Consider the following 19,500-nt stretch of genomic DNA (forward strand, 5'->3'; position numbering starts at 1 on the left):
CAGGGCCATCGCACATGGAGGCCGCGCGCTTCTGCGAAGCTCGTGTTTTGTGGTGTCGAGGGAGGTCTCTGCCATAGAACAACGTCATCCCCGGACTTGATCCGGGGATCCACGTCGGGCCGACAGTGCAGACCTCCGAAGGCTGTTCCGAGCGGGGCCACGTGGATCCCCGGATCAAGTCCGGGGATGACGACCTACTGTTGGGGCAGTGGTCCTTTGCAATGGCGCAGAGGCAGAGTTTGCAGATGGGATCCCCCTGTCCGCAAGCGGGAGAGACAGCCTGCCGGGTCCGGGCTGGAGGTTCCCGTAATGGAGCCGCGAGGCTGTTGTCAGCGCGCCGGAAAAGCCATCCTTCGCCGAAAACCGGAAACATCCGACTTCGGTGCTTGAGAGGATGGCGAGGGGTCACTGGCGGAAGGCGGAGAAGCGATGCCACTGAACGAGAAAACCCCCGCCTTGGCAGGGGTTTTCATAAAAGGTGCGGGTGTGCCTTACCGTGGTGTACCGGCCCTTCGAAAAGGGCGCACATGCAACGGCGACCTGAGAGGAAGCCCCGCTGTCCGTTGCTTAAACTGATATTGCATCTGAGGGCTTTTCCTTCAAGGAAGGCCCCATTTGCGCCTCAGCGCCCCAGCCGCTCTAGGAAGCCGGCGAGGTCTTCGGTCACGTGGTCGATATAGGCCGCTTCCCGGCCCTCGAATTCCCAGCTCTCGCGGGTCGAGATTTCCTCGTTCGGCGGCACCACCATCACCGTGGTCATGCCGAGCCGGTGCGGCACTTCCAGATTGCGCGCCAGATCCTCGAACATGGCTGCCCGCTTCGGCTCCACCCCATGCGCGCGCAGGAAGCGCAGATAGGCTTCCTCGGAGGGCTTCGGGTGGAATTCGGCGGCCACGATGTCGTGGATGGCCACGAAATGCTTGTCGAGCCCCAGCTTGCCCAGCACGTTCAGCGCGTGGCGCTCGGAGCCGTTGGTATAGACCAGCTTGGTGCCTTGCAGCCCCTCCAGCGCCGCCGCGAGGCGAGGCGAGGGTTCGAGGCCGGTCAGGTCCACATCATGGACGTGGGCGAGGAAGGGGGCAGGGTCGATGCCGTGCTCGATCATCAGGCCGCGCAGCGAGGTGCCATACTTGCGGTAATAGGCCTTCTGCTGGGCGAAGGCTTCTTCCGGCGTGATGTTGAGCAGGCCGGAAATATAGTCCCGCATGCGCCGGTCGATCTGGCCCCAGAGATCGTGCTGGGCGGGATAAAGGGTGTTGTCCAGATCGAACACCCAGGTCTCCACCTCATCGAAGGCACGGGCGCCGGGATTGGTCATGCGGTGGAGCGGGGTCTCGGGGGCGGTCATCGACATCCAGAACTTGAAAGCAGGAAACGGGTCTGCCCTCTATACGGGGCGCGGGCGCATCCGGACGAGGGGACCGGGCGTGCCCGGTCAGGAAGACATGGGAACCGGATACGCCCGGATTGTGGCAATCCGACCGGATCCGGTTCCCGTTGGTCGTGTCCCCGATGCCGCGAAAAGCGGTCAGCGGGTGATGAGCGTGCCGATGCCGTGGTCGGTGAGCAGCTCCAGCAGCACCGAATGGTTCTGCTTGCCGTCCATGATGACCACGCCTTCCACGCCCTTCTCCAGCGCGTAGATGCAGGTCTCCACCTTGGGGATCATGCCCCCCGACACGGTGCCGTCGGCAATCAGCTGGCGGCACTGGGCGATGGTCAGCTCGGGGATGAGCTGCTTGTTCTTGTCCAGCACGCCCGGCACGTCGGTGAGCAGCAGCAGGCGCTTGGCGCCCAGCGCACCGGCAATGGCACCGGCGAAGGTGTCGGCATTCACATTGTAGGTGCCGCCGTCCACGGCAGTGGCGACCGGGGCGAGAACCGGGATCAGCTCGCGGCCGAGTATCTGGTCGAGCACCATGGTGTCCACGGTGTCCGGCTCGCCCACGAAGCCGAGGTCCACCACCTGCTCCACGCGGCTGTCGGGATCGACGATGGTGCGGGTCGCCTTGCGGGCGCGCACCATGTTGCCGTCCTTGCCGCACAGGCCGATGGCCTTGCCGCCCGCTTCGTTGATGAAGCCGACGATCTGCTTGTTGATGGAGCCGGCCAGCACCATCTCGACGATCTCGATGGTGGCCTTGTCGGTGATGCGCAGGCCGGCGGCGAACTCGGACTTGATGCCGAGCTTGTCCAGCATGGCGCCGATCTGCGGGCCGCCGCCATGCACCACCACCGGGTTCACGCCGGACTGCTCGAGCAGCACGATGTCCTGCGCGAAATCGCGGGCCAGCTGGTCGTTGCCCATGGCGTGGCCGCCGTACTTCACCACGACGATGGCGTCGTCATAGCGCTGCATGTGGGGGAGGGCCTTGGTGAGCACCTCGGCCTGGAGTTGGGCTTCCGCCACCGGGGCGGGAATGGGCGCGCTCATGGCATCAGCCTGATCTTGAGGGCGGCAAGCGATCCGGTATCCCTTGCGGGGCACTGGACCCCCGGCCCGCCGGGGTCGGGTCGAGCGGCGCGACGGCTTTGGGCCACCGCTACCGGCGCCCTTCTAGCGACTTCCCCGGCAGGGGGGAAGGGCGGGGGCAGCGGCTTTCCGCTCTCGATTCGCGGGAAATACGGCGGCACTTACCGTTCCGGGTAATCGCCTACTTTTCCAGTTGCACGGGAAAATGCCGCGCGGCTCACCCGTCATCGAACCACCACAAAGAAGGTTCTTTGCGATAGGCGTGCCGGCGGTTATGGCCTGCATGCGTTCTCGCCTCCAACGGACCCACCCGGCCATGTCGCCCAAAGCCCCGCTTCCGCCCCGCCGGGCGCTCGATCTGTCGCGCCGTACCATCGCGCTGCTGTTCCTGATCTGCTTCGTGCTGGTGGCGATTCCCATCGTCACCCATCCGATCCCGCCGCTGTCGGACTATGTGAACCACCTCGCCCGCATGAAGGTGATCGCGGCGGTGCCGGGCGACCCCGACCTCTCGCGCTTCTACTTCCTGCAATGGAGCGTGCTGCCGAACCTGATGATGGACATGGTGGTCCCGCTGCTGGACCGCTTCGCCGACATCTATGTGGCCGGCGAGATCTATACGCTGATGTGCTTCGCGCTCATCGCCTTCGGCACGCTCTATCTGCACCGGGCGCTGTTCGGGGCGTGGTCGGCCATTCCGCTTGTGGCCTTCCCGCTGCTCTACAACAACATCTTCCTCATCGGGGTGATGAACTACATCTTCGGGATCGGCCTGTGCCTGTGCGGCCTCGCCACCTGGATCCTGCTGCGCGACAGGCCGTGGCCGTGGCGCTATGCGGTGTCCTGCCTGTTTGTGCTGGCGCTGTTCTTCTGCCACCTGTTCGCCACCGGCGTGTATGGGGTGGGCATCCTCTCCTATGAGCTGATGCGCCTGTTCGACCGCAAGGGTGGCAGCTGGAAGACGCGCATCATCGCCTTCGTCACGGCGGGCTTTCCGTTCGCGCTCACGGTGCCGCTGCTGCTCATGAGCCCCACCTGGGGGCTGAAGGGCGAGAATTACTGGGAGCCGCGCGGCAAGCTCGACGGCATCGAGTTCGTCATCAACGTCTATTACGATTATGTGGCCTTCTCGCTCACCGCCGTGGTGGTGCTGGCAGCGGCCTGGGCGGTGCGGCATCGCCTGCTGCGCACCCACAACATGCTGTTCTATCTGCTGGTGATCGCCGGTGCGGTCTACATGGCGCTGCCGCGCACCGTGTTCGCCACCTATATGGCCGACCAGCGCATGCCGGTGGCCATCGCCTTCATGGTCATCGCCTGCATCCAGATCGACCTGCGCCACCGCCTCGCCCAGCGCGGCTTCGCCATCATGCTGGTGCTCCTCGTGGCGGTGCGCGTCACCGAGGTGCAGGTGGTGTGGAACAACCTCACCCAGTGGACGGTGGCCTTCCAGGAAAGCATCACCAAGATCAAGCGCGGCTCCAAGGTGATGGTGGCCTATGCGGATCCGTGGGGCGGCTCGCAGCCGCAGGATCTCGGCCTCGTGCATGCGGCCTGCCTCGCCATCATCGAGCGCTCCTCGCTGGTGACGACGGCCTTCACTGTGCCCGGCAAGCAGATACTGCGCGTCCACAAGCCCTATACGGACTGGGTGGACACCGAGGACGGCACGCCGCCCAATCGCGAGCAGCTCCTCGTCACCGAGGAGGAGCCCACGCCGGACGGCCCGCGCTACTGGGATCTGTGGCCGCAGCATTTCGATTATGTCTACCTGCTGTTCACCGAGCCCGGCGATCCGAACCCGGATTCCGACCGGCTTGAGCTGGTCTATGCGGGCGACCGCTTCCAGCTCTACAAGGTCATCAAGCCGCCACCGGCCAGTTGAGCCGGATCGGGCCGGGGCGCAGCTCCGGTCCGTGAATCCGCCGAACACGAGCTGAACTGGTTCCCTCTCGGCGTGCTCTGAGCCCGCTTCATCCTCCTGTCACCGGCGCGTCATGGTTCCGTGACAGGAGGCCGTTCTTCGTCCGCCCCGCCCGAAAGGTCCGCCCCATGGAAACCGTCTTCACCAACGCCCGCCTCGTTCTGGAGGACCGTGTGATCGACGGGACGCTGGTGCTGCGCGGGACGGAGATCGCCGCCGTGGACGAGGGCCGCTCGCATCTTTCCAGCGCGGTGGATTGCGACGGCGACTATCTCTCCCCCGGCCTCATCGACCTGCATACGGACGCGCTGGAGAACCATTTCGTCCCGCGCCCCAAGGTGATCTGGCCCGACGCCCGCGCCGCCGCGCTCGCCCATGACGGCCAGACGGTGGCCGCCGGCATCACCACCGTGTTCGACGCCATCTGCGCCGGCGGCTTCGACCAGACCAAGTCCGCCCGCCGCGATCTCTTCACCATCATGCTGGACGCGGTGGAGCAGGGCGCGCCCTGGTTCCGCGCCGACCACCGCATCCATCTGCGTTGCGAGCTGACCGACCCCGGCCTGCTGGAACTGGCCGAGCCGGAGCTGAACCGCAAGGCGCTGGGCCTCGCCTCGCTCATGGACCACACGCCCGGCGCGCGGCAGTGGCGCAATGTGGACCAGCTGCGCACCTATCTGCGCGGCATCGGCAAGACGGCGGACGAGGTGGAGCACGAGCTGGCCACCCGCACCGCGCGTGGGCAGGAGGCGGTGGCCGCCAATTTCGACCGCCTCGCGGCCTTGCTGCGGGATGCGGGCGTGGCGCTGGCCAGCCATGACGACACCACGCCCGAGCATGTGGCCGATGCCAAGGCCGCCGGCTGCACCATCTCCGAATTCCCCACCACGCAGGAAGCGGCCAAGGCGGCCCATGAGGCCGGCCTCACCACCATCGGCGGCGCGCCGAACGTGGTGCGCGGCGGCTCCCATTCCGGCGGCGTCGCCATGCGCGACCTCGTGGCGGCGGATCTTCTCGATGCGCTCGCTTCCGACTACGTGCCGGCCAGCATGCTGCAGGCGGCGACGAAACTCGCCGCCGACGGCGTGCCCATGGCGACGGCGCTCTCGCTGGTGACAGCCCGGCCGGCGGCGCTGGCGGGCCTCGCCGATCGCGGCCGCCTTGAAGCCGGCCTGCGCGCCGACGTGCTGCGCTTCCGCCTGGTGGACGGCACGCCTGTGGTGCGCGATGTGCGGGTGAAGGCTGAGAAGGTGTTCTGAGCCTCGACCGCCCTCACCCCTCCCCGTTGGCCTCTTCCAGCCAGTGCGGCTTGCGGGCGAAGCCCACGTGATAGGTGGTCCAGTGCACCAGCACCGGCGGATCACCGGCCCCCACCTGCGCGGCGGGCTTCTCGATGCCGATGATGCGGCCCTTGGGATGCTCCGACAGGCAGCGGTTCAGCAGCGCAAGGGCGTCGGCGGCCTTGGCGTCCGCTTCGGCGCCGGAGAGGCCGGGGGCTCCGATGGCGATGCGCTTGACGTAATGTACTTCGGCAAGATCGAGGCTGGCGGGCATGAAGGCTCCATGGCAAGGCGTGGAACAAACGGCGCGGTGGCCGGCGGAAAATGCGGGCGGCCCGAATATGGCCTCACTCTACCCGGCCGGCGGAAATCCGCCATCACCCGCGTGATCTTCGCGCGCTCTCCCTTTGCCACCCACACGCCCGGCCCTCCCAACGCCTTCGTGCACACGGCACGCGTGATGCCGCTTCCCTCGCGCCGCGCCGCCCTTTAGGGATGGCAGGCTGACTTATCTCGACGCTGACTATCTCGACATGGAGAGGCCGCTTGTCCGTCCGCTATGCCGTCTATCTCGCTCCCGCGTGCGACACCGCGCTCTGGCGCTTCGGTTCCTCGGTGGTCGGCTATGATGCGGAGACGGGCGCGGACTGCGTGGCCCCGGCCCTGTGCGGCTTCGCGCCCGAGGACTGGCGGGGCCTCACCGATGAGCCGCGCCGCTACGGCTTCCACGGCACGCTGAAGGCGCCTTTCCGCCTCGCGCCCGGCATGGACGAGACCGATCTGTTCGCCGCGCTGGCGGGATTTGCCATGGAGCATCATCCCTTCGAGCTGCCGCCGCTGGAGGTGCGCCAGCTGGGCAGCTTCATCGCCCTCGTGCCGCCGGCGCCCGTGCCGGCGCTGGATGATCTGGCCCTGGATGCGGTGGAGCGGCTGGACGCCGTGCGCGCGCCGCTCTCCGAGGCCGAGATCGCGCGGCGCAAGCCGGAGAACCTCACCCCCCGCCAGCGCGCCCATCTGCACCGTTACGGCTATCCTTATGTGCGCGAGGATTTCCGCTTCCACATGACGCTCACCGGCAAGCTGCAGGAGCCGGCCATGGGGCATGCGGTGAATGCGCTTTCCGAGGCTTATCTGGCCAGTGGCGCCCACATGCCGGTGCCGGTGGACGATGTGGTGCTCTACATGCAGGAGGAGGCCGGCGCGCGCTTCCGCATCCTGCACCGCGCGCCGCTGGGGGCGTAAGGGCGGGCGAAGGGCATCGCGGGGCGCCGCGCGGGCGGCTTGCAGCCGATCATGGGCCGGATCATCCGTGTGACGGTGCATGCTACCGTCGCCCGCATCCGGCTTCCCGTTTGGGGCTGCGCGCGCCTGCGCACGGGCTGTTTTCTATTGCAAAGCCTACGGAAACACGCACCCTCGGCCCGGGGATCAATCCAATCTGTAAAGCGTCGAAGCGGCCGGACGTCCGATCGCGGTCCTGAGCCTGTGCTCAACATTGGGGTGATCTTCGATGGGAGAGAACCATGGCCATCGCGAACAATGAGATCCTGACACCGGACGCCGGTGCGGCGACCAGCCTCGCCCCGGGTGACTGGGCGAGCAAGGCGACCCAGACCTATCAGGCTCTGCTGCCGCATTTCGACGATACCAAGACCTCCTTCTGGCTTGCCGGGCATGCCTGCGACACCCTGACCGACTACTATTTCGAAGTGGATCGGACGGATGTCGCCACGTTAGCCGGCATTGTCGCCAGGAAATACAGGCCGAACTCGGCCTACTGGTACGATGACTACTCCTGGTGGGGTAATGCCATGGTGCGGGCAGCGGGATCCAGCATGTACAATGCGGACTCGCGAGCCGCCTTCCTCAGCGTCGCCATGGATGCGTGGCTGTGGATCGACGGGAATGCCCCCAATGGCTGGGCATGGGCGGACCAGCAGAAATTCGCCGCCTTAGAGCCGCTCTTTTCGGGCGGCGTCTGGAACCGCTTCCTGACCGATAACTGCAACCCGGGCCCCGGCGACCGGATCTGCGGCCGCCAGAATACTGTGACCAATCTCGGCTATCTGCTGCTGGCGGAGCGCTTCTTTCTCCATGAGCCAAGCAACGACATTCCCCCCGTGCTCAAGCGCTCCTATCTGACCGCAGCCCAACGGGAATATGCGTTTCTGCACCAGTGGATGTATCTGGGGAAGCCGGATCTTGCCCTGCTGAACCACTTCAGTCCCGGAAACCCGGGGTATGTGGTGATGCGCGAGCGCGCCAGCCTGTTCAAGAACGGACAGCAGGATCCCGGCTATGTTCCCCTGTTCGCCTGGACCGGCGATCAGGGGCTCATGGTCAGCGCGCTCGTGGACCGCATGCGTGTGCTGGGAGGAGGGAGCGACTATCAGGCCGCCCTCTACCTGGCCATGGGGCTGATCGATGGCGTGAGCGAATTCCTGGTGAAGAAAAACCCTTACGACGAACCCGGTCAGCTTGATCCCTGGGGGGTGCAGTGGCCGCATGACGGCTACGAGACGGATTACTGGACGGGCGTCGCCGTCTTCATGCGCGGCCTGCTCTACGCCTACCGGAACAGCCCGGAGCTGAAGACCTTCATCACCAACAACGCGACCTGGATGAGCTTGCTGCGCGCCAATGCCGAAATGGTGCTGAACAAGCCGGACCGGCCCCAGTCGGACAACCCGCTGGTCAGCCTCACCAACGATCTGGCCATTCTGGCGGCTGCCATCGCCATCGTGCCGCACAGCGCCTGACCCTGCGCGTGGGACGGGCGGGGGAGGCCCCGCCCGTCATCTGCCTGTCACGGCGCCCGGCGCAGTCTCCGCGCCTTCCGGAGACTGCGCCCCATGAAGAAGCTCGGCCTTGCGCCCCTCATCGACCCCACCGCCCGCGTCACCGACACGACGCTCGGCCGCTACACCGAAGTGGGCGCGCGCGTAAAACTGCTGGAAGTGGAGATGGGGGATTATTCCTACATCGAGCATGACAGCGACATGGCCTACGCTCAGGTGGGCAAGTTCTGCTCCATCGCCGCGCTCACCCGCATCAATCCCGGCAATCACCCCATGTGGCGGGCCAGCCAGTCCCATTTCACCTATCGCGCCTCCACCTATTTCGATGATGCGCAGGACGACGCCGAGTTCTTCCAGTGGCGCCGCGACCATCGCGTGACCTTCGGCCATGACATCTGGATCGGCCATGGCGCCGTCATCCTGCCCGGCCGAAGCATCGGCACCGGGGCAGTGGTGGCGGCCGGCGCCGTCGTCACCAAGGATGTGCCGCCTTATGCCATCGTGGCCGGCGTGCCGGCGAAGATCGTGAAATGGCGCTTCCCGGAGGCGATTGCCGGGCGGCTTCAGGCGCTGGCGTGGTGGGACTGGGAGCATCAGGCCCTGCGGGCGGCGCTGGATGATTTCCGCAACCTGCCCATCGAGGGCTTTCTGGAGCGGTATGAGGGGGCCGGCATGGGCCGCCCCGCGTCCGCCGCAGAATAGGCCTGCGCAGGAGCCGCAGGGGGCAAAGCTCCCCTTCCGGGGCGACCCGTGCTATCTGCTGCCGGCAAATCCATAGCCCGGCGGCTCCGCTTCCGGGTGAGTGCAGGACATCGCCGCCCCGTGACCGAACCCCGTTCCGCCGCCATCGCTTCCGCCCTCGCCACCCTGGAGACCGAGGCCGCCGGCCTTGCGGCGCTTACCGCCGCCGTGGGCAATGGGCTGGGCGCGGCGTTCGAGCGGGCGGTGAGCATCATCATGGGCGCGCGCGGCCGCGTCATCGTCACCGGCATGGGCAAGAGCGGGCATGTGGCGCGCAAGATCGCCGCCACGCTCGCCTCCACCGGCACGCCGTCCCATTATGTCCACCCCGCCGAGGCCAGCCACGGTGATCTCGGCATGGTGGCGCCGGAGGACGTGATCGTCGCACTGTCGTGGTCCGGCGAGACGGCGGAACTGCGCGACATCGTGGACTATTCCCAGCGCTTCGACGTGCCGCTGATCGCCATCACCTCGGACCGGGACAGCACGCTCTCCCGCGCCGCCGGCGTGGTGCTGGCCTTGCCGCTGGCCAAGGAAGCCTGCCCGTTGGGCCTCGCGCCCACCACCTCCACCTTGATGCAGCTCGCCATGGGCGATGCGCTGGCGGTGGCGCTGCTGGAGAGCCGGGGCTTCACGGCCACCGATTTCCGCACCTTCCACCCCGGCGGCAAGCTGGGCGCCAACCTGAAGTTCGTGCGCGACGTGATGCGGGCCGGTGATGCCCTGCCGCTGGCCAAGGCCGGCGCGCTCATGGGCGAGGTGCTGGTGGAGATGAGCACCAAGGGCCTCGGCTGCGTGGCGGTTCTCGACGGCGAGGGCAAGCTCGCCGGCATCGTCACCGACGGCGACCTGCGCCGCCACATGGCGAACGACCTGCCCTCGCGGCCCGTGGACGCCATCATGAGCCGCAGCCCGAAGACGGTGCGGCCGGATCAGCTGGCTTCCGAAGCCCTGCGCATCCTCAACACCGCCAAGATCACCGCGCTGATGGTGGTGGAAGACGGGCGACCGGTGGGCGCGCTGCACATCCACGATCTGCTGCACGTCGGGGTGGCGTGAGATGAGCGGGAAAGCCCTCTCCCGCTTGCGGGGGAGGGTTGGGAGGGGGCCGCGCGCCAGCGCGGAGGCGCCCTGCGTTCGCACAACGTCCTGAATCTGCACCCGGTCTGCCCCCTCCCCAGCCCTCCCCCGCAAGCGGGAGAGGGAGTAGGGCGCGCTGGGGGATGGGTTCAGCGTCGGGCTGAACGCCCGCTCACTCCCCGATCAGCGCCAGCGCGGTGCCGGCGCCGATGCGGTCGCGGTCCGCATCCGTGAGGCCGGCCACGGCGTCGAGGCTGGCGACAGGCGTCTCGTCGCCCATGTCGAAGGGGGCGTCGGTGCCCAGCGCCACGTGCTCCGGGCCGACCAGATCCACCAGATAGCGCAGCGCCTGCGGGTCGAAGACCAGCGTGTCGAAGTACAGCGTCTTCAGCAGTTCCTTCGGACAGCTCTGGGTGTGCACCTTGGCCTCGGCGCGCACCTTCTGGCCGTGGACGAGGCGGCCGATCTGATAGGGCAAATAGCCGCCGCCATGGGCCGCCATGAGCTTCAGGCCCGCCAACTCGTCCAGCACGCCGGAGAAGATGAGGTTGGCCAGCGACACGGTGGTGTCGGTGGGATTGCCCACGAGGTTGGTGAGGTAATAATCCTCCAGCCCCGCCTTCGAGCCCACATAATAGGGGTGGATGAACACCAGCACGTCCAGCTCGCGGGCGCGCTTCAGGAACGGACGGAAGCGCGGGTCGGCGAGCTGCACGCCCTCGATGGTGGTGCCGATCTCAACCGCCCGGAACCCATGCTCCTTGACCGCCCGCTCAAGTTCGGCGACCGCCAGCTCGGGGTGCTGCATGGGCACGCTCGCCATGCCGCGCAGCCGGTCCGGGGCCTGCGCCACCATTTCGGCGATGCCGTCGTTGACGTTACGCGCCGCCTTGAGCGCCAGCTCGGCCGGGGCCCAGTAATAGAACATGGGCGGCGCGGTGGAGACCACCGACAGGTCGATGCCCTTGCGGTCCATCGCCTTCAGCTTGGCGCCCACATCGATGAACTCGTCGAACAGGGGATACACATAGCCCTGGTCGTGGACCATCTTGCGCAGGCCGCCCTCGGCCTTGATGTGCGCCGCGAACCCCTTCGTGTCGGCGACGATCGCCTCCACCATGCGCGGGGGAATGACGTGGCTATGGATGTCGATGCGCATGGGTCACGAATACCTTTTCACGGTGCCATCCTCGGCATACCAGTCGAATGGCGCGTCGGAGAGATTGACGATCACGTTCTGGATCTGGGTGTATTCTTCGAAGGCGACGAGGCCGTTCTCGCGCCCGATGCCGCTCATCTTGAAGCCGCCCCACGGGGAGGCGGGGTCGATGCGGTGGTGGTCGTTGATCCAGACGATGCCCGCCTGCATCCTGTGCGCCACGCGATGGGCGCGGGTGATGTCGCGCGTCCACACCGACATGGCGAGGCCGAACTCGGTGCCGTTGGCGATCGCGATGGCCTCCTCCTCCGTATCGAAGGGGATGACGCACACCACGGGGCCGAAAATCTCCTCCTGCGCGATGCGCATGTCATTGGTGACATTGGTGAAGATGGTCGGCTCGTGGAAGAAGCCGCCCTCATACTGGGCCCCTTCCGGCCGCTTGCCGCCCACCGCCAGCGTGGCGCCCTCGGCAAGGCCGATGGCGACATAGCGCTCGGTGATCTCGCGCTGCCGGGCGCTCACCAGCGGACCCATGAGGGTCGCCATGTTCTTCGGATCGCCGATGCGGATATTTTTCGTGCGCTCAACCAGACGCGCGACCACCCGGTCGTGGATGGAGCGATGCACCAGCAGGCGCGCGCCCTGCACGCAGGTCTGGCCCGCCGCGATGAAGGAGGCGAACAGGGTTGCGGACACCGCCCGCTCCACGTCCGTGTCCTCGAACACCACCACCGAGGCCTTTCCGCCCAGCTCGGCGGCGACCTTGGTCAGGTTCTTGCCGGCGATGGCGGCCACCGCCTTGCCGGTCTCGGTGCCGCCGGTGAGGTCGATCTTCTTGATGCGCGGGTGGCTGGTGAGCGCCAGACCAGCAGTGCCGCCAAATCCCGGCACCACATTATAGACGCCATCCGGCACGCCGGCTTCCCTGAACACCTCGCCCAGCAGCAGCGGGGTGATGGGGGCAAGCTCCGAGGGCTTCACCACCATGGTGTTGCCCGCCGCCATGGAGGGCGCCACCTTCTTGGTGAGGATCAGCAGCGGGTGGTTCCACGGCGTCACATGGCCCACCACGCCCAGCGGAACGCGGCGGGTGTAGTTGAGATAGCCGGTGCCGAAGGGCGGCACGGTGTCCTCATGGGTGCGCGCCACCGCGCCAAAGTAAGAGAACCATTCCGGCAGGCGGGAGAGCTGTGCGGTCATCTCGCGCAGGGGCCGGCCGATCTGGTCCACCTCGATGCCGACGATCTCCGGCAGGCGGGCTTTCAGGATGGCGGCGGCGCGATGCATGATGTCGCCGCGCTCGGCCCCGGTCATGGCCGACCACACCGGGAAGGCGGCCTCGGCGGCCTTGACCGCGGTCTCGATGTCGGCGGCGTCACCCTCGGCCACGGTGCCCACGAGGGCGCCGTTCTTGGGGTTGCGCACCTCCAGCGTCCGGCCGGAAGCGGAGGGCACATAGGCGCCGGATATGTACATGCCGAGGCTGATCGGCCCCTGGTCCGTGGGCATTTATGATGCGTCCTGTTGAGCGAATGATCAGGAAGTTCGGTGGGCGGCGGCGACCTTGGCCACCATGTCGGCGGTGTCGCGGAAATGGGCGCGCAGCACCTCCTGCGCGCGGTTGACGTCGCGGGCGGCGCAGGCCTCGTAGAGCGCCCAGTGCTGGCGCTGGGGCGCGTCATAGCCCTTGATGTCCACCCAGATGCGCACGTAGCGCTCCACATTCTGCCTGAGCACGTCGATCTGCTCCACGAGGCGCGGCCAGCCGCAGGCGGCGTTGAGGATCGAGTGGAATTTCTGGTTGAGGGTGCGCCAGTCGCCGCGCTGGGCGGGATCGTCCATGAGGGTGAGGATGTCGCGCATCTTGGCCAGCTCGTCGGCGGTGAGGTTGATCACCGCCCGCTCCAGCGCCAGCGTTTCCAGCGCGATGCGCATGGCGAACAGCTCTTCCACCTCCTCGGCCCGCAATTGCGAGACCTCGGTGCCCCGGAACGGGTAGCAGGTGACGAAGCCGTCCTTCTCCAGGATCTTGAGGGCCTCGCGCACGGGCATGCGGCTGCATCCGAGGTCGGCTGCGATACGGTCGGGCTCCAGCCGTTCGCCGGGCTTGAGACGGCCTTCCACGATGGCGTCGCGCAGCACGCCGAGCACCGCGTCCTTGCGGCTGGGGATGCTTCCAAGCAGGAGCTTTTCGCGTTCGTTGAGGGCCATGGTCCTGTCCTTGGGCTGCGGATGCCGACCTCCGGCCCCCGCTACGCCCTTTTAGAGCCGGATCCCGTCAGGACCAGTCTCCAACACCTTGAAGGCGCGTGTTTGACCGGGCGGATTGCGACGCCGCCCGATGGAAACTCACGCCGGCGCCCATCGCCGCCGCGTGCGCCTTGGAGATATTTTATCCGATATATCGCTGAAAGCTAGCCATCCTTTCCGCCTTCTGTCGAGAGGGTGGGCAGCGAGGACCGGGGACATTGCCGGTGCCTCTCTCGGAGCCCGTTCGGGACATCGGCGGACCAACGCGCCCGGCTTTTCCAAACGGGCGCTCAGGCCTGCACCAGACGGTGTCCCTCGGCGGCCACGCCGCCCGCCCCCGGATCAGGCGTGGCTGACGATGCCGATGCGGTTCATGGGCGCGCGCAGCTGGAAGCGGATGCCGCCGGGCGCATAATCCACGTTGGCCTCGCCGCCGAATTCGGTGGCGAGCAGCCGCACGAGCTGGGTGCCGAAGCCTTTCCGGCTTGGGGCCGCCACCTGCGGGCCGCCGCTTTCCTCCCAGTTCAGCTCGAAGGGCTCGGAGGAGCCGGGCTGTCCGGCGTGCCACCACACCCGCACTGTGCCCTCCGGCGTGGAAAGCGCACCATATTTCAGCGCGTTTGCGGCCAGTTCGTTGATGGCCAGCGTCAGCGGCTGGGCGAGGCGCGCGGGAATGTCGAGGGCTTCGCCCGTCATGTGGATCTGCGAGGCCGGCGGATGATAGGGGGAGAGGCCGCCACGCACGATGCTCTCGATGGGCGCGGTCTCCCATTGGGTCCGCAGCAGTGCCGAATGCGCGCCGGCGAGCGCCGACAGGCGCGCCGTGAACTGCGTGCGCGCTTCCGGCAGCGAGGTGGCGGAGCGGAAGGTCTGGTGGGCAATGCCGCCGACGATGCCCAGCGTGTTGCGGATGCGGTGCTCCAGCTCCTTGTTGGCCACCTCGAGCTGTTGCTGCGCCTGCACCTTCGTGGTGCTCTCGATGACGGTATCCAGCATCCCGGCCACCCGCCCCCGCTCGTCGCGGATGGGGCTGTAGCAGAAGGTGAAATAGGTCTGCTCCGGTACGCCCAGCCGGTTCACCAGCAGCGGGAAGTCCTCGATGAAGACGGACTCCCCCGCATAGGCGCGCTGTTGCAGCTCGCTGATGTCGTCCCACGCCTCCGCCCAGATCTCGCTGAAGGGCTTGCCGAGCGGTGCCGGCTTGTGGCCGAGGATCGGCAGGAAGGCGTCGTTATAGAGCGTGGTCAGGGATGGCCCCCAGACGATCGCCTTGGGGAAGCGGGAGGCGAGCATGATGCCCGCTGCGGTCTTGAGCGCGGAAGGCCAGCCCTCCGGGGGGCCGAGCGGGGTGGCGGACCAGTCGTGTCGGCGAATGGCGTCCGCCATCTGCCCGGGCCCCTGCAGGAAGCCGAGAGGATCGGCCTCCTCGCCGCCGGATGTGTCGACCTGGCCGTTCATACCGTGTCCTGACCTACCCCTTCTTCAGCTCATATCCAGTCGCGGCGGGCGGCGCCACAGGCGTTTGCGGCCGCGATCAAGCTGGATGAAAACGGCAAGCACGGCGTGGGGTTCCATCCGCCGATCGGCTTTGTCGCGCGCCCGGCCCATGAGCGCGGCCCACGCGCGCGGACGGTTCATGCGTGCGGAGGGCTCATGCGCACGGACAGCGGATCGGCTATCAAGCGAACCCATGGAATTCGGATCGGACAATGTGGCGGGTGTGCATCCCGCGATCTTCGCCGCCATGCAGGCGGCCAACACCGGCCCCGCGCGCTCCTATGGCGCCGACCCGTGGACGGAGCGCGCCGTCGCCCGCCTGCGGGAGATTTTCGAAACCGACCTGACGGCCTTTCTGGTCGCCACCGGCACGGGGGCGAACGCGCTGGCTCTTTCGGCGGTGACGCCGCCGTTCGGCACCGTCTTCTGCCACCGCGAGGCGCACATCAACACCGACGAGTGCGGCGCGCCGGAGCTGTTCACGGGCGGAGCCAAGCTCACCGCGCTGGATGGCCCGGGCTGCAAACTCACCCTTGAGGCGCTGGAGCAGGCGCGGGCCGATTTCGTGCGCGGCTTCCACCAGCAGCTACCCGCCGCCGTCTCCATCACGCAGGCCACCGAGCTGGGGCAGGTCTATGAGGCAGGCGAGGTGGCGGGCATCGGCGCCTGGTGCCGCGCCCATGGCCTGAGGCTGCATATGGATGGCGCGCGCTTCGCCAATGCACTCGTCGCCACCAATGCCTCCGCGGCCGAGCTGACGTGGAAGGCGGGAGTGGATGTGCTGTCCTTCGGCGCGACCAAGAACGGCGCGCTGGCGGCGGAGGCCATCGTCTTCTTCGATGCCGCGCTGGCGGAGCAGTTCCGGTACCGCCTCAAGCGGGGCGCGCAGGTCATCTCCAAGGGCCGTTTCCTCGGCGCCCAGATGCTGGCCTATCTGGAAGATGATCTGTGGCTCAGCAATGCCCGCCACGCCAATGCCATGGCGGCGCGCCTCGCCGCCGGGCTTGCCGGGGTTCCCGGCGTGCGCCTGCCGCTGGCGGTGCCGGCCAATGAGGCTTTCGTGGTGCTGTCCGGGGCGCTGCATGCGCGGCTGCAGGCGGCCGGCGCGCACTATCACTTATGGCCGGGGGATGGGGCGGGACGGCTCGGGCCGGACGAGGTTCTGGCCCGCTTCGTCTGCGCCTTCCTCACCACGCCGGATGAGGTGGATGGGCTGATCGCGGCGGCGCGGGGCTGAGGGACGGTGCGATCCGCTATGGCAGAGCATATCAGGGCGCGCTTCAGGCGTGGCGGCGTCAGCTCTCACCCCTCAACTGCTTCCCATAGCCCTCGAACGCGATGGCGACCCATTTCAGGAATGACGCCTTGTCGGCCCGGTAGCGCTTGGCCCATTCCGGGTTCTCCTCGCCCACGGCATGCATCTGGGTGAGGGCGGCGGCGATGAGCTGGCAGCGGATGCTGCCATAGCTCTGCCGCTCGATCTGCCTGGGGTCGAACGAGGGATCAAAGCCGAAGCCGGTGTTCAACATGCCCGGCTCGACCCCGATGGACAGGCCCGGAATGATCGGGCGCGTCATGCCGGGTGACGGGCTTTTCAGGCGGAAGGCCTCGGCGTTCGCGCGCAGATTCGCCACCAGCAGGTCGAGGTGGCTCACCTGGACATAGATGACGATCTTGTCCACCCGCGTATGAAAGCTGTGCGGGCCGGAAATCTTGAACGACTGGATGCGGAAGGTTTTCGCCACGCTCCAGAGATGGTTCAGGATGGCGCTTGCGGCCTCGGCCTCGAAATTCAGATAGATGCGCCAGAGCAGGCCCTCTCCCTGACAGCCGGGCGTGTAATAGACGAAATCCGTGCCGTAATCCCGGTTGCTGGCCATCTGTCCGGCGTCTTTGGCCCCCAGAGCCACCCGGTTGTGCTGGAGATGGTAATAGCGCTGGCCGGTCTTGTTCTTGTGCAGGGCGGGCAGGGCCTTGGCCCAGGCCGTCTTGTCGAGGATCTCCACTTCCGCATTGGCGTTGTAGAGTTTGTAGATCTGGTTCGCGAGCGTCGCATAGGGGCGCACCCCCTGCCTGTTGCCGGCATCGGCCATGGCTCCCTGCTCCACCAGTGGGAACAGGCGTGCCCGCTGATCCCATACGGTGTTCAGAAAGCTGAGGTCGAGCGGGCCGAGGACGGCATCGGGGTCGATGGTGCGATAGCGCTCCAGCGTGTCCGTCACCAGCGCGGAGTGGATGAACGCGAGCACGTCCACCAGCGTACGCTGGAGGCTCGCGGCCTTGGTCTGGTCCGTATACTGGCGGCGCAGCGTGGCGAGGCCCTGATAGGCGTCGCGTCGGCCGGCGATGTCCGCATTGTGGGTGCGGGCGGCGCGGAACACCGAGACGATGGGATCGTGGAACATGGCGTCGTTGGTGACGGACTGTTCCTGCCCGCCGGTGGCCTTCCAGTTGCCGATGGTGCGGCTGAAGGCATTGCCCGCGCGGCTGAACCGCCCGGTGGTGGCGCTATATGCCAGCTTCACCGTGCCGGTGAGGTTCCGCAGCCCGGCGAAGAAGGCAAGATTGGCCACATATTCATCGGCGGCGGTCGGCATGGGTCGTCTCCATCGCCATGACGTAACCCAAGCGCCGCCATTCGCGCGCCGCCGGGTCCGTTACAGCTTCAGGGAGTGTGCGTCGGGCCCGCGCCACGGGCAAGATTGCCGTGCGTGAGCCGGGGCTCATCGGTGGGCCGGAGGCGCGTGCGGGCCCGGATGGGGCGTGCCGGGTATAGCCGGTGCCACCCCGTCCGCCTCACGCCTTCTTCAGGAATTCCGTGCGCAGCACGAGGCCCTTGACCTGCTTGGTGTTGCACTCCACCTCGGCCGGATTGTCGGTGAGGCGGATGCCCTTCACCATCGTGCCGCGCTTCAGCGTCTCCGAGGTGCCCTTCACCTTCAGATCCTTGATCAGCGTGACCGCATCCCCGTCGTTCAGGCGGGTGCCGTTGCTGTCCTTCACGATGATCTCGTCGCTCACGTCTCACGCTTCCCAGTTGCCCGCGCGGAAAAATGCGCGCGCGGGCCTTATGGGGCGTGCGGGGGGCTGCGTCCAGCAACCGCCGTTATCAGGCCATGCGACGGGTGGCCGCGCTCCAGATGAAGAGCACGATGACCGCGCCCACCACGGCGCCGATGAAACCCGCGCCCTCGCCGGCGTGATACCAGCCGATGGCCTGCCCCAGATAGGTGGCGACGCTGGCGCCCACGATGCCGAGGATGGTGGTGAGGATGAAGCCGGTCGGCTCGTTCGGCCCCGGATGCAGGAAGCGGGCGATGAGGCCCACGATGAAGCCGATGATGATGGTCCAGATGATGCCCATGGCGCCCTCCGCGCGCGTCGATTCCACGGCCGGCCACGGTTGCGGTCGGCATGGCGGTACAACGTGAGCGTAAGCGTAAGGTTCCGGGGCGTCGGGCGAAGTCTTCGCGCCTTGCATCGCGGGCGGGTCGGTGGCGCGGGACAGTCTATGTCGGGCGCATTTCGCTTTCGGTCGCGCGAAGACCTTATGTCGGGGCGGAGAGGTTGTTGATGAGCAGGTGAGCAGCAAAGCGGCGCCTTCCCGCCGCCGGCCATGGGGCGGGCGGCGGGAAGGCGCGCGCGGCAGGCCGGCTCAGGCCGCCTTCTGCTTGGAGGAGAGTTCCGCTTCCAGCGCGCTCACCAGCCGGGCGAAGGCGTCGGGATCGGCGGCGGCCTTGGCCACCTCGGTGGCCCAGTTGGGATGGCGCAGGGTGTAGGTGGTGAAGGCCACGTGGGCGCCGGTCTTCTTCAGGACGTGGTCCGACACCCGCGAGGGCAGCGCCTCCTCGATGAAGAAGATCAGGCCGGGGTGCGCCGCCTTGAAGGCCGCCACCTCGCGGGCGGCATCCCCATAGGCGTCGGCGGCGATCAGGCCGGACACCTTGTCGATCACATCATCAACCTTCGTATGGTCAGCCATGTGCGTTCCTCCTCGTCCAGTCCGGCGGGCGCGCATCGGCGGCGCGGCTATCGTCTGGCATATTGGATATTGGCCTTTTTCGGGGGCGTTTCAACGGTCCCGATGGGGCAGGGTGGAGGGGCGCGTGCGGAAAAAGTGTGCCATCTGAGGTCTTGGCCGCGAACAAGCCGTGGCCATCCTGCGTTGTCCCTGTCACGCTTCGGCTGGCGGACGGCGCGAAGCAAGGCGGCTCAAGGGCGGGAGGCGTCGGGACGGAGTCCGTGTCCAGTGTTCCATAAGAGGGCCATTGCGGGGCCATCCGGGGACGTCACCA

19 protein-coding genes are annotated in these 19,500 nt (G+C 67.2%); 7 read left to right on the forward strand and 12 right to left on the reverse strand.

Annotated features, from left to right (window positions below; genetic code table 11):
* Positions 1-622: 622 nt before the first annotated feature.
* Both IEW24_RS21045 and argB read right to left on the reverse strand, forming a co-directional pair.
* The gene (locus tag IEW24_RS21045) at positions 623-1,354 is read right to left on the reverse strand and encodes a pyrimidine 5'-nucleotidase (protein ID WP_373870108.1); all 732 of its coding nucleotides are present in this window, start codon (positions 1,352-1,354) and stop codon (positions 623-625) included.
* 174 nt (positions 1,355-1,528) lie between these two features.
* Positions 1,529-2,434 carry an acetylglutamate kinase gene (gene argB, locus IEW24_RS21050; RefSeq protein ID WP_188582361.1) on the reverse strand — a complete coding sequence of 302 codons (906 nt, stop codon included), beginning with the start codon at positions 2,432-2,434 and terminating at the stop codon, positions 1,529-1,531.
* A 355-nt stretch (positions 2,435-2,789) separates the two neighbouring features.
* Here argB and IEW24_RS21055 point away from each other — a divergent pair, with 355 nt between their 5' ends.
* Together IEW24_RS21055 and IEW24_RS21060 are read left to right on the forward strand one after the other, a co-directional pair.
* On the forward strand, positions 2,790-4,358 hold the full coding sequence (locus tag IEW24_RS21055; protein WP_188582362.1) for a hypothetical protein: 1,569 nt from the start codon (positions 2,790-2,792) through the stop codon (positions 4,356-4,358).
* 167 nt (positions 4,359-4,525) lie between these two features.
* On the forward strand, positions 4,526-5,656 hold the full coding sequence (locus IEW24_RS21060) for an alpha-D-ribose 1-methylphosphonate 5-triphosphate diphosphatase (RefSeq protein ID WP_188582363.1): 1,131 nt from the start codon (positions 4,526-4,528) through the stop codon (positions 5,654-5,656).
* Between the two features lie 13 nt (positions 5,657-5,669).
* On the opposite strand, the gene IEW24_RS21065 is transcribed toward IEW24_RS21060, so the two are convergent.
* Positions 5,670-5,951, reverse strand: coding sequence for a hypothetical protein (locus IEW24_RS21065; protein ID WP_188582364.1), 282 nt, complete (start codon positions 5,949-5,951; stop codon positions 5,670-5,672).
* A gap of 272 nt (positions 5,952-6,223) precedes the next feature.
* On the opposite strand from IEW24_RS21065, the gene IEW24_RS21070 reads away from it, so the two are divergent.
* The 4 genes from IEW24_RS21070 to IEW24_RS21085 all read left to right on the forward strand — a co-directional run bounded on the left by IEW24_RS21070 (position 6,224) and on the right by IEW24_RS21085 (position 10,275).
* Positions 6,224-6,919, forward strand: coding sequence for a DUF1045 domain-containing protein (locus IEW24_RS21070; RefSeq protein WP_188582365.1), 696 nt, complete (start codon positions 6,224-6,226; stop codon positions 6,917-6,919).
* Positions 6,920-7,200: 281 nt separating this feature from the next.
* A complete protein-coding gene (locus tag IEW24_RS21075) occupies positions 7,201-8,436 on the forward strand; it encodes a glycoside hydrolase family protein (RefSeq protein WP_188582366.1) in 1,236 nt (411 codons plus the stop codon).
* Between the two features lie 93 nt (positions 8,437-8,529).
* Complete coding sequence (locus tag IEW24_RS21080) at positions 8,530-9,177, forward strand: LbetaH domain-containing protein (RefSeq protein WP_188582367.1); 648 nt, start codon at positions 8,530-8,532, stop codon at positions 9,175-9,177.
* 120 nt (positions 9,178-9,297) lie between these two features.
* Positions 9,298-10,275 carry a KpsF/GutQ family sugar-phosphate isomerase gene (locus IEW24_RS21085; protein ID WP_244644582.1) on the forward strand — a complete coding sequence of 326 codons (978 nt, stop codon included), beginning with the start codon at positions 9,298-9,300 and terminating at the stop codon, positions 10,273-10,275.
* Positions 10,276-10,468: 193 nt separating this feature from the next.
* Here IEW24_RS21085 and IEW24_RS21090 read toward each other — a convergent pair whose 3' ends face one another.
* From IEW24_RS21090 to IEW24_RS21110, 5 genes are all read right to left on the reverse strand, one after another.
* Positions 10,469-11,455 carry an amidohydrolase family protein gene (locus tag IEW24_RS21090; protein WP_188582369.1) on the reverse strand — a complete coding sequence of 329 codons (987 nt, stop codon included), beginning with the start codon at positions 11,453-11,455 and terminating at the stop codon, positions 10,469-10,471.
* A gap of 3 nt (positions 11,456-11,458) precedes the next feature.
* Entirely contained in the window at positions 11,459-12,967 is a 1,509-nt protein-coding gene (locus IEW24_RS21095) for an aldehyde dehydrogenase (RefSeq protein WP_188582370.1), read from the reverse strand.
* A 27-nt stretch (positions 12,968-12,994) separates the two neighbouring features.
* Complete coding sequence (locus tag IEW24_RS21100) at positions 12,995-13,669, reverse strand: GntR family transcriptional regulator (RefSeq protein ID WP_188582371.1); 675 nt, start codon at positions 13,667-13,669, stop codon at positions 12,995-12,997.
* Positions 13,670-14,050: 381 nt separating this feature from the next.
* Positions 14,051-15,166 (reverse strand): sensor histidine kinase, encoded by a 1,116-nt coding sequence (locus IEW24_RS21105; RefSeq protein ID WP_188582372.1) that lies wholly within the window; start codon positions 15,164-15,166, stop codon positions 14,051-14,053.
* A gap of 24 nt (positions 15,167-15,190) precedes the next feature.
* Complete coding sequence (locus tag IEW24_RS21110; protein WP_188582373.1) at positions 15,191-15,346, reverse strand: hypothetical protein; 156 nt, start codon at positions 15,344-15,346, stop codon at positions 15,191-15,193.
* A 52-nt stretch (positions 15,347-15,398) separates the two neighbouring features.
* Between IEW24_RS21110 and IEW24_RS21115 the strand changes: the two genes are divergently transcribed.
* Positions 15,399-16,442, forward strand: a complete 1,044-nt coding sequence (locus tag IEW24_RS21115; protein WP_188582374.1) for a threonine aldolase family protein — start codon at positions 15,399-15,401, stop codon at positions 16,440-16,442.
* A gap of 58 nt (positions 16,443-16,500) precedes the next feature.
* Here IEW24_RS21115 and IEW24_RS21120 read toward each other — a convergent pair whose 3' ends face one another.
* From IEW24_RS21120 to IEW24_RS21135, 4 genes are all read right to left on the reverse strand, one after another.
* Entirely contained in the window at positions 16,501-17,802 is a 1,302-nt protein-coding gene (locus tag IEW24_RS21120) for a T3SS effector HopA1 family protein (protein WP_188582375.1), read from the reverse strand.
* Between the two features lie 199 nt (positions 17,803-18,001).
* A complete protein-coding gene (locus IEW24_RS21125; protein ID WP_188582376.1) occupies positions 18,002-18,226 on the reverse strand; it encodes an alkylphosphonate utilization protein in 225 nt (74 codons plus the stop codon).
* A gap of 88 nt (positions 18,227-18,314) precedes the next feature.
* The gene (locus tag IEW24_RS21130) at positions 18,315-18,569 is read right to left on the reverse strand and encodes a GlsB/YeaQ/YmgE family stress response membrane protein (RefSeq protein WP_188582377.1); all 255 of its coding nucleotides are present in this window, start codon (positions 18,567-18,569) and stop codon (positions 18,315-18,317) included.
* A 291-nt stretch (positions 18,570-18,860) separates the two neighbouring features.
* Entirely contained in the window at positions 18,861-19,187 is a 327-nt protein-coding gene (locus IEW24_RS21135) for a hypothetical protein (protein ID WP_188582378.1), read from the reverse strand.
* Between the last annotated feature and the right edge of the window lie 313 nt (positions 19,188-19,500).

The sequence above is a fragment of the Azorhizobium oxalatiphilum genome (assembly GCF_014635325.1).
GTDB lineage: Bacteria > Pseudomonadota > Alphaproteobacteria > Rhizobiales > Xanthobacteraceae > Azorhizobium > Azorhizobium oxalatiphilum.

What these genes read in the sequence shown, in the direction of transcription:
- IEW24_RS21045 (WP_373870108.1), bottom strand. Translation starts at nt 1,354, where the DNA reads ATGTCGATGACCGCCCCCGAGACCCCGCTCCACCGCATGACCAATCCC.
- argB (WP_188582361.1), bottom strand. Translation starts at nt 2,434, where the DNA reads ATGAGCGCGCCCATTCCCGCCCCGGTGGCGGAAGCCCAACTCCAGGCC.
- IEW24_RS21055 (WP_188582362.1), top strand. Translation starts at nt 2,790, where the DNA reads ATGTCGCCCAAAGCCCCGCTTCCGCCCCGCCGGGCGCTCGATCTGTCG.
- IEW24_RS21060 (WP_188582363.1), top strand. Translation starts at nt 4,526, where the DNA reads ATGGAAACCGTCTTCACCAACGCCCGCCTCGTTCTGGAGGACCGTGTG.
- IEW24_RS21065 (WP_188582364.1), bottom strand. Translation starts at nt 5,951, where the DNA reads ATGCCCGCCAGCCTCGATCTTGCCGAAGTACATTACGTCAAGCGCATC.
- IEW24_RS21075 (WP_188582366.1), top strand. Translation starts at nt 7,201, where the DNA reads ATGGCCATCGCGAACAATGAGATCCTGACACCGGACGCCGGTGCGGCG.
- IEW24_RS21080 (WP_188582367.1), top strand. Translation starts at nt 8,530, where the DNA reads ATGAAGAAGCTCGGCCTTGCGCCCCTCATCGACCCCACCGCCCGCGTC.
- IEW24_RS21090 (WP_188582369.1), bottom strand. Translation starts at nt 11,455, where the DNA reads ATGCGCATCGACATCCATAGCCACGTCATTCCCCCGCGCATGGTGGAG.
- IEW24_RS21095 (WP_188582370.1), bottom strand. Translation starts at nt 12,967, where the DNA reads ATGCCCACGGACCAGGGGCCGATCAGCCTCGGCATGTACATATCCGGC.
- IEW24_RS21100 (WP_188582371.1), bottom strand. Translation starts at nt 13,669, where the DNA reads ATGGCCCTCAACGAACGCGAAAAGCTCCTGCTTGGAAGCATCCCCAGC.
- IEW24_RS21105 (WP_188582372.1), bottom strand. Translation starts at nt 15,166, where the DNA reads ATGAACGGCCAGGTCGACACATCCGGCGGCGAGGAGGCCGATCCTCTC.
- IEW24_RS21110 (WP_188582373.1), bottom strand. Translation starts at nt 15,346, where the DNA reads ATGAACCGTCCGCGCGCGTGGGCCGCGCTCATGGGCCGGGCGCGCGAC.
- IEW24_RS21115 (WP_188582374.1), top strand. Translation starts at nt 15,399, where the DNA reads ATGGAATTCGGATCGGACAATGTGGCGGGTGTGCATCCCGCGATCTTC.
- IEW24_RS21120 (WP_188582375.1), bottom strand. Translation starts at nt 17,802, where the DNA reads ATGCCGACCGCCGCCGATGAATATGTGGCCAATCTTGCCTTCTTCGCC.
- IEW24_RS21130 (WP_188582377.1), bottom strand. Translation starts at nt 18,569, where the DNA reads ATGGGCATCATCTGGACCATCATCATCGGCTTCATCGTGGGCCTCATC.
- IEW24_RS21135 (WP_188582378.1), bottom strand. Translation starts at nt 19,187, where the DNA reads ATGGCTGACCATACGAAGGTTGATGATGTGATCGACAAGGTGTCCGGC.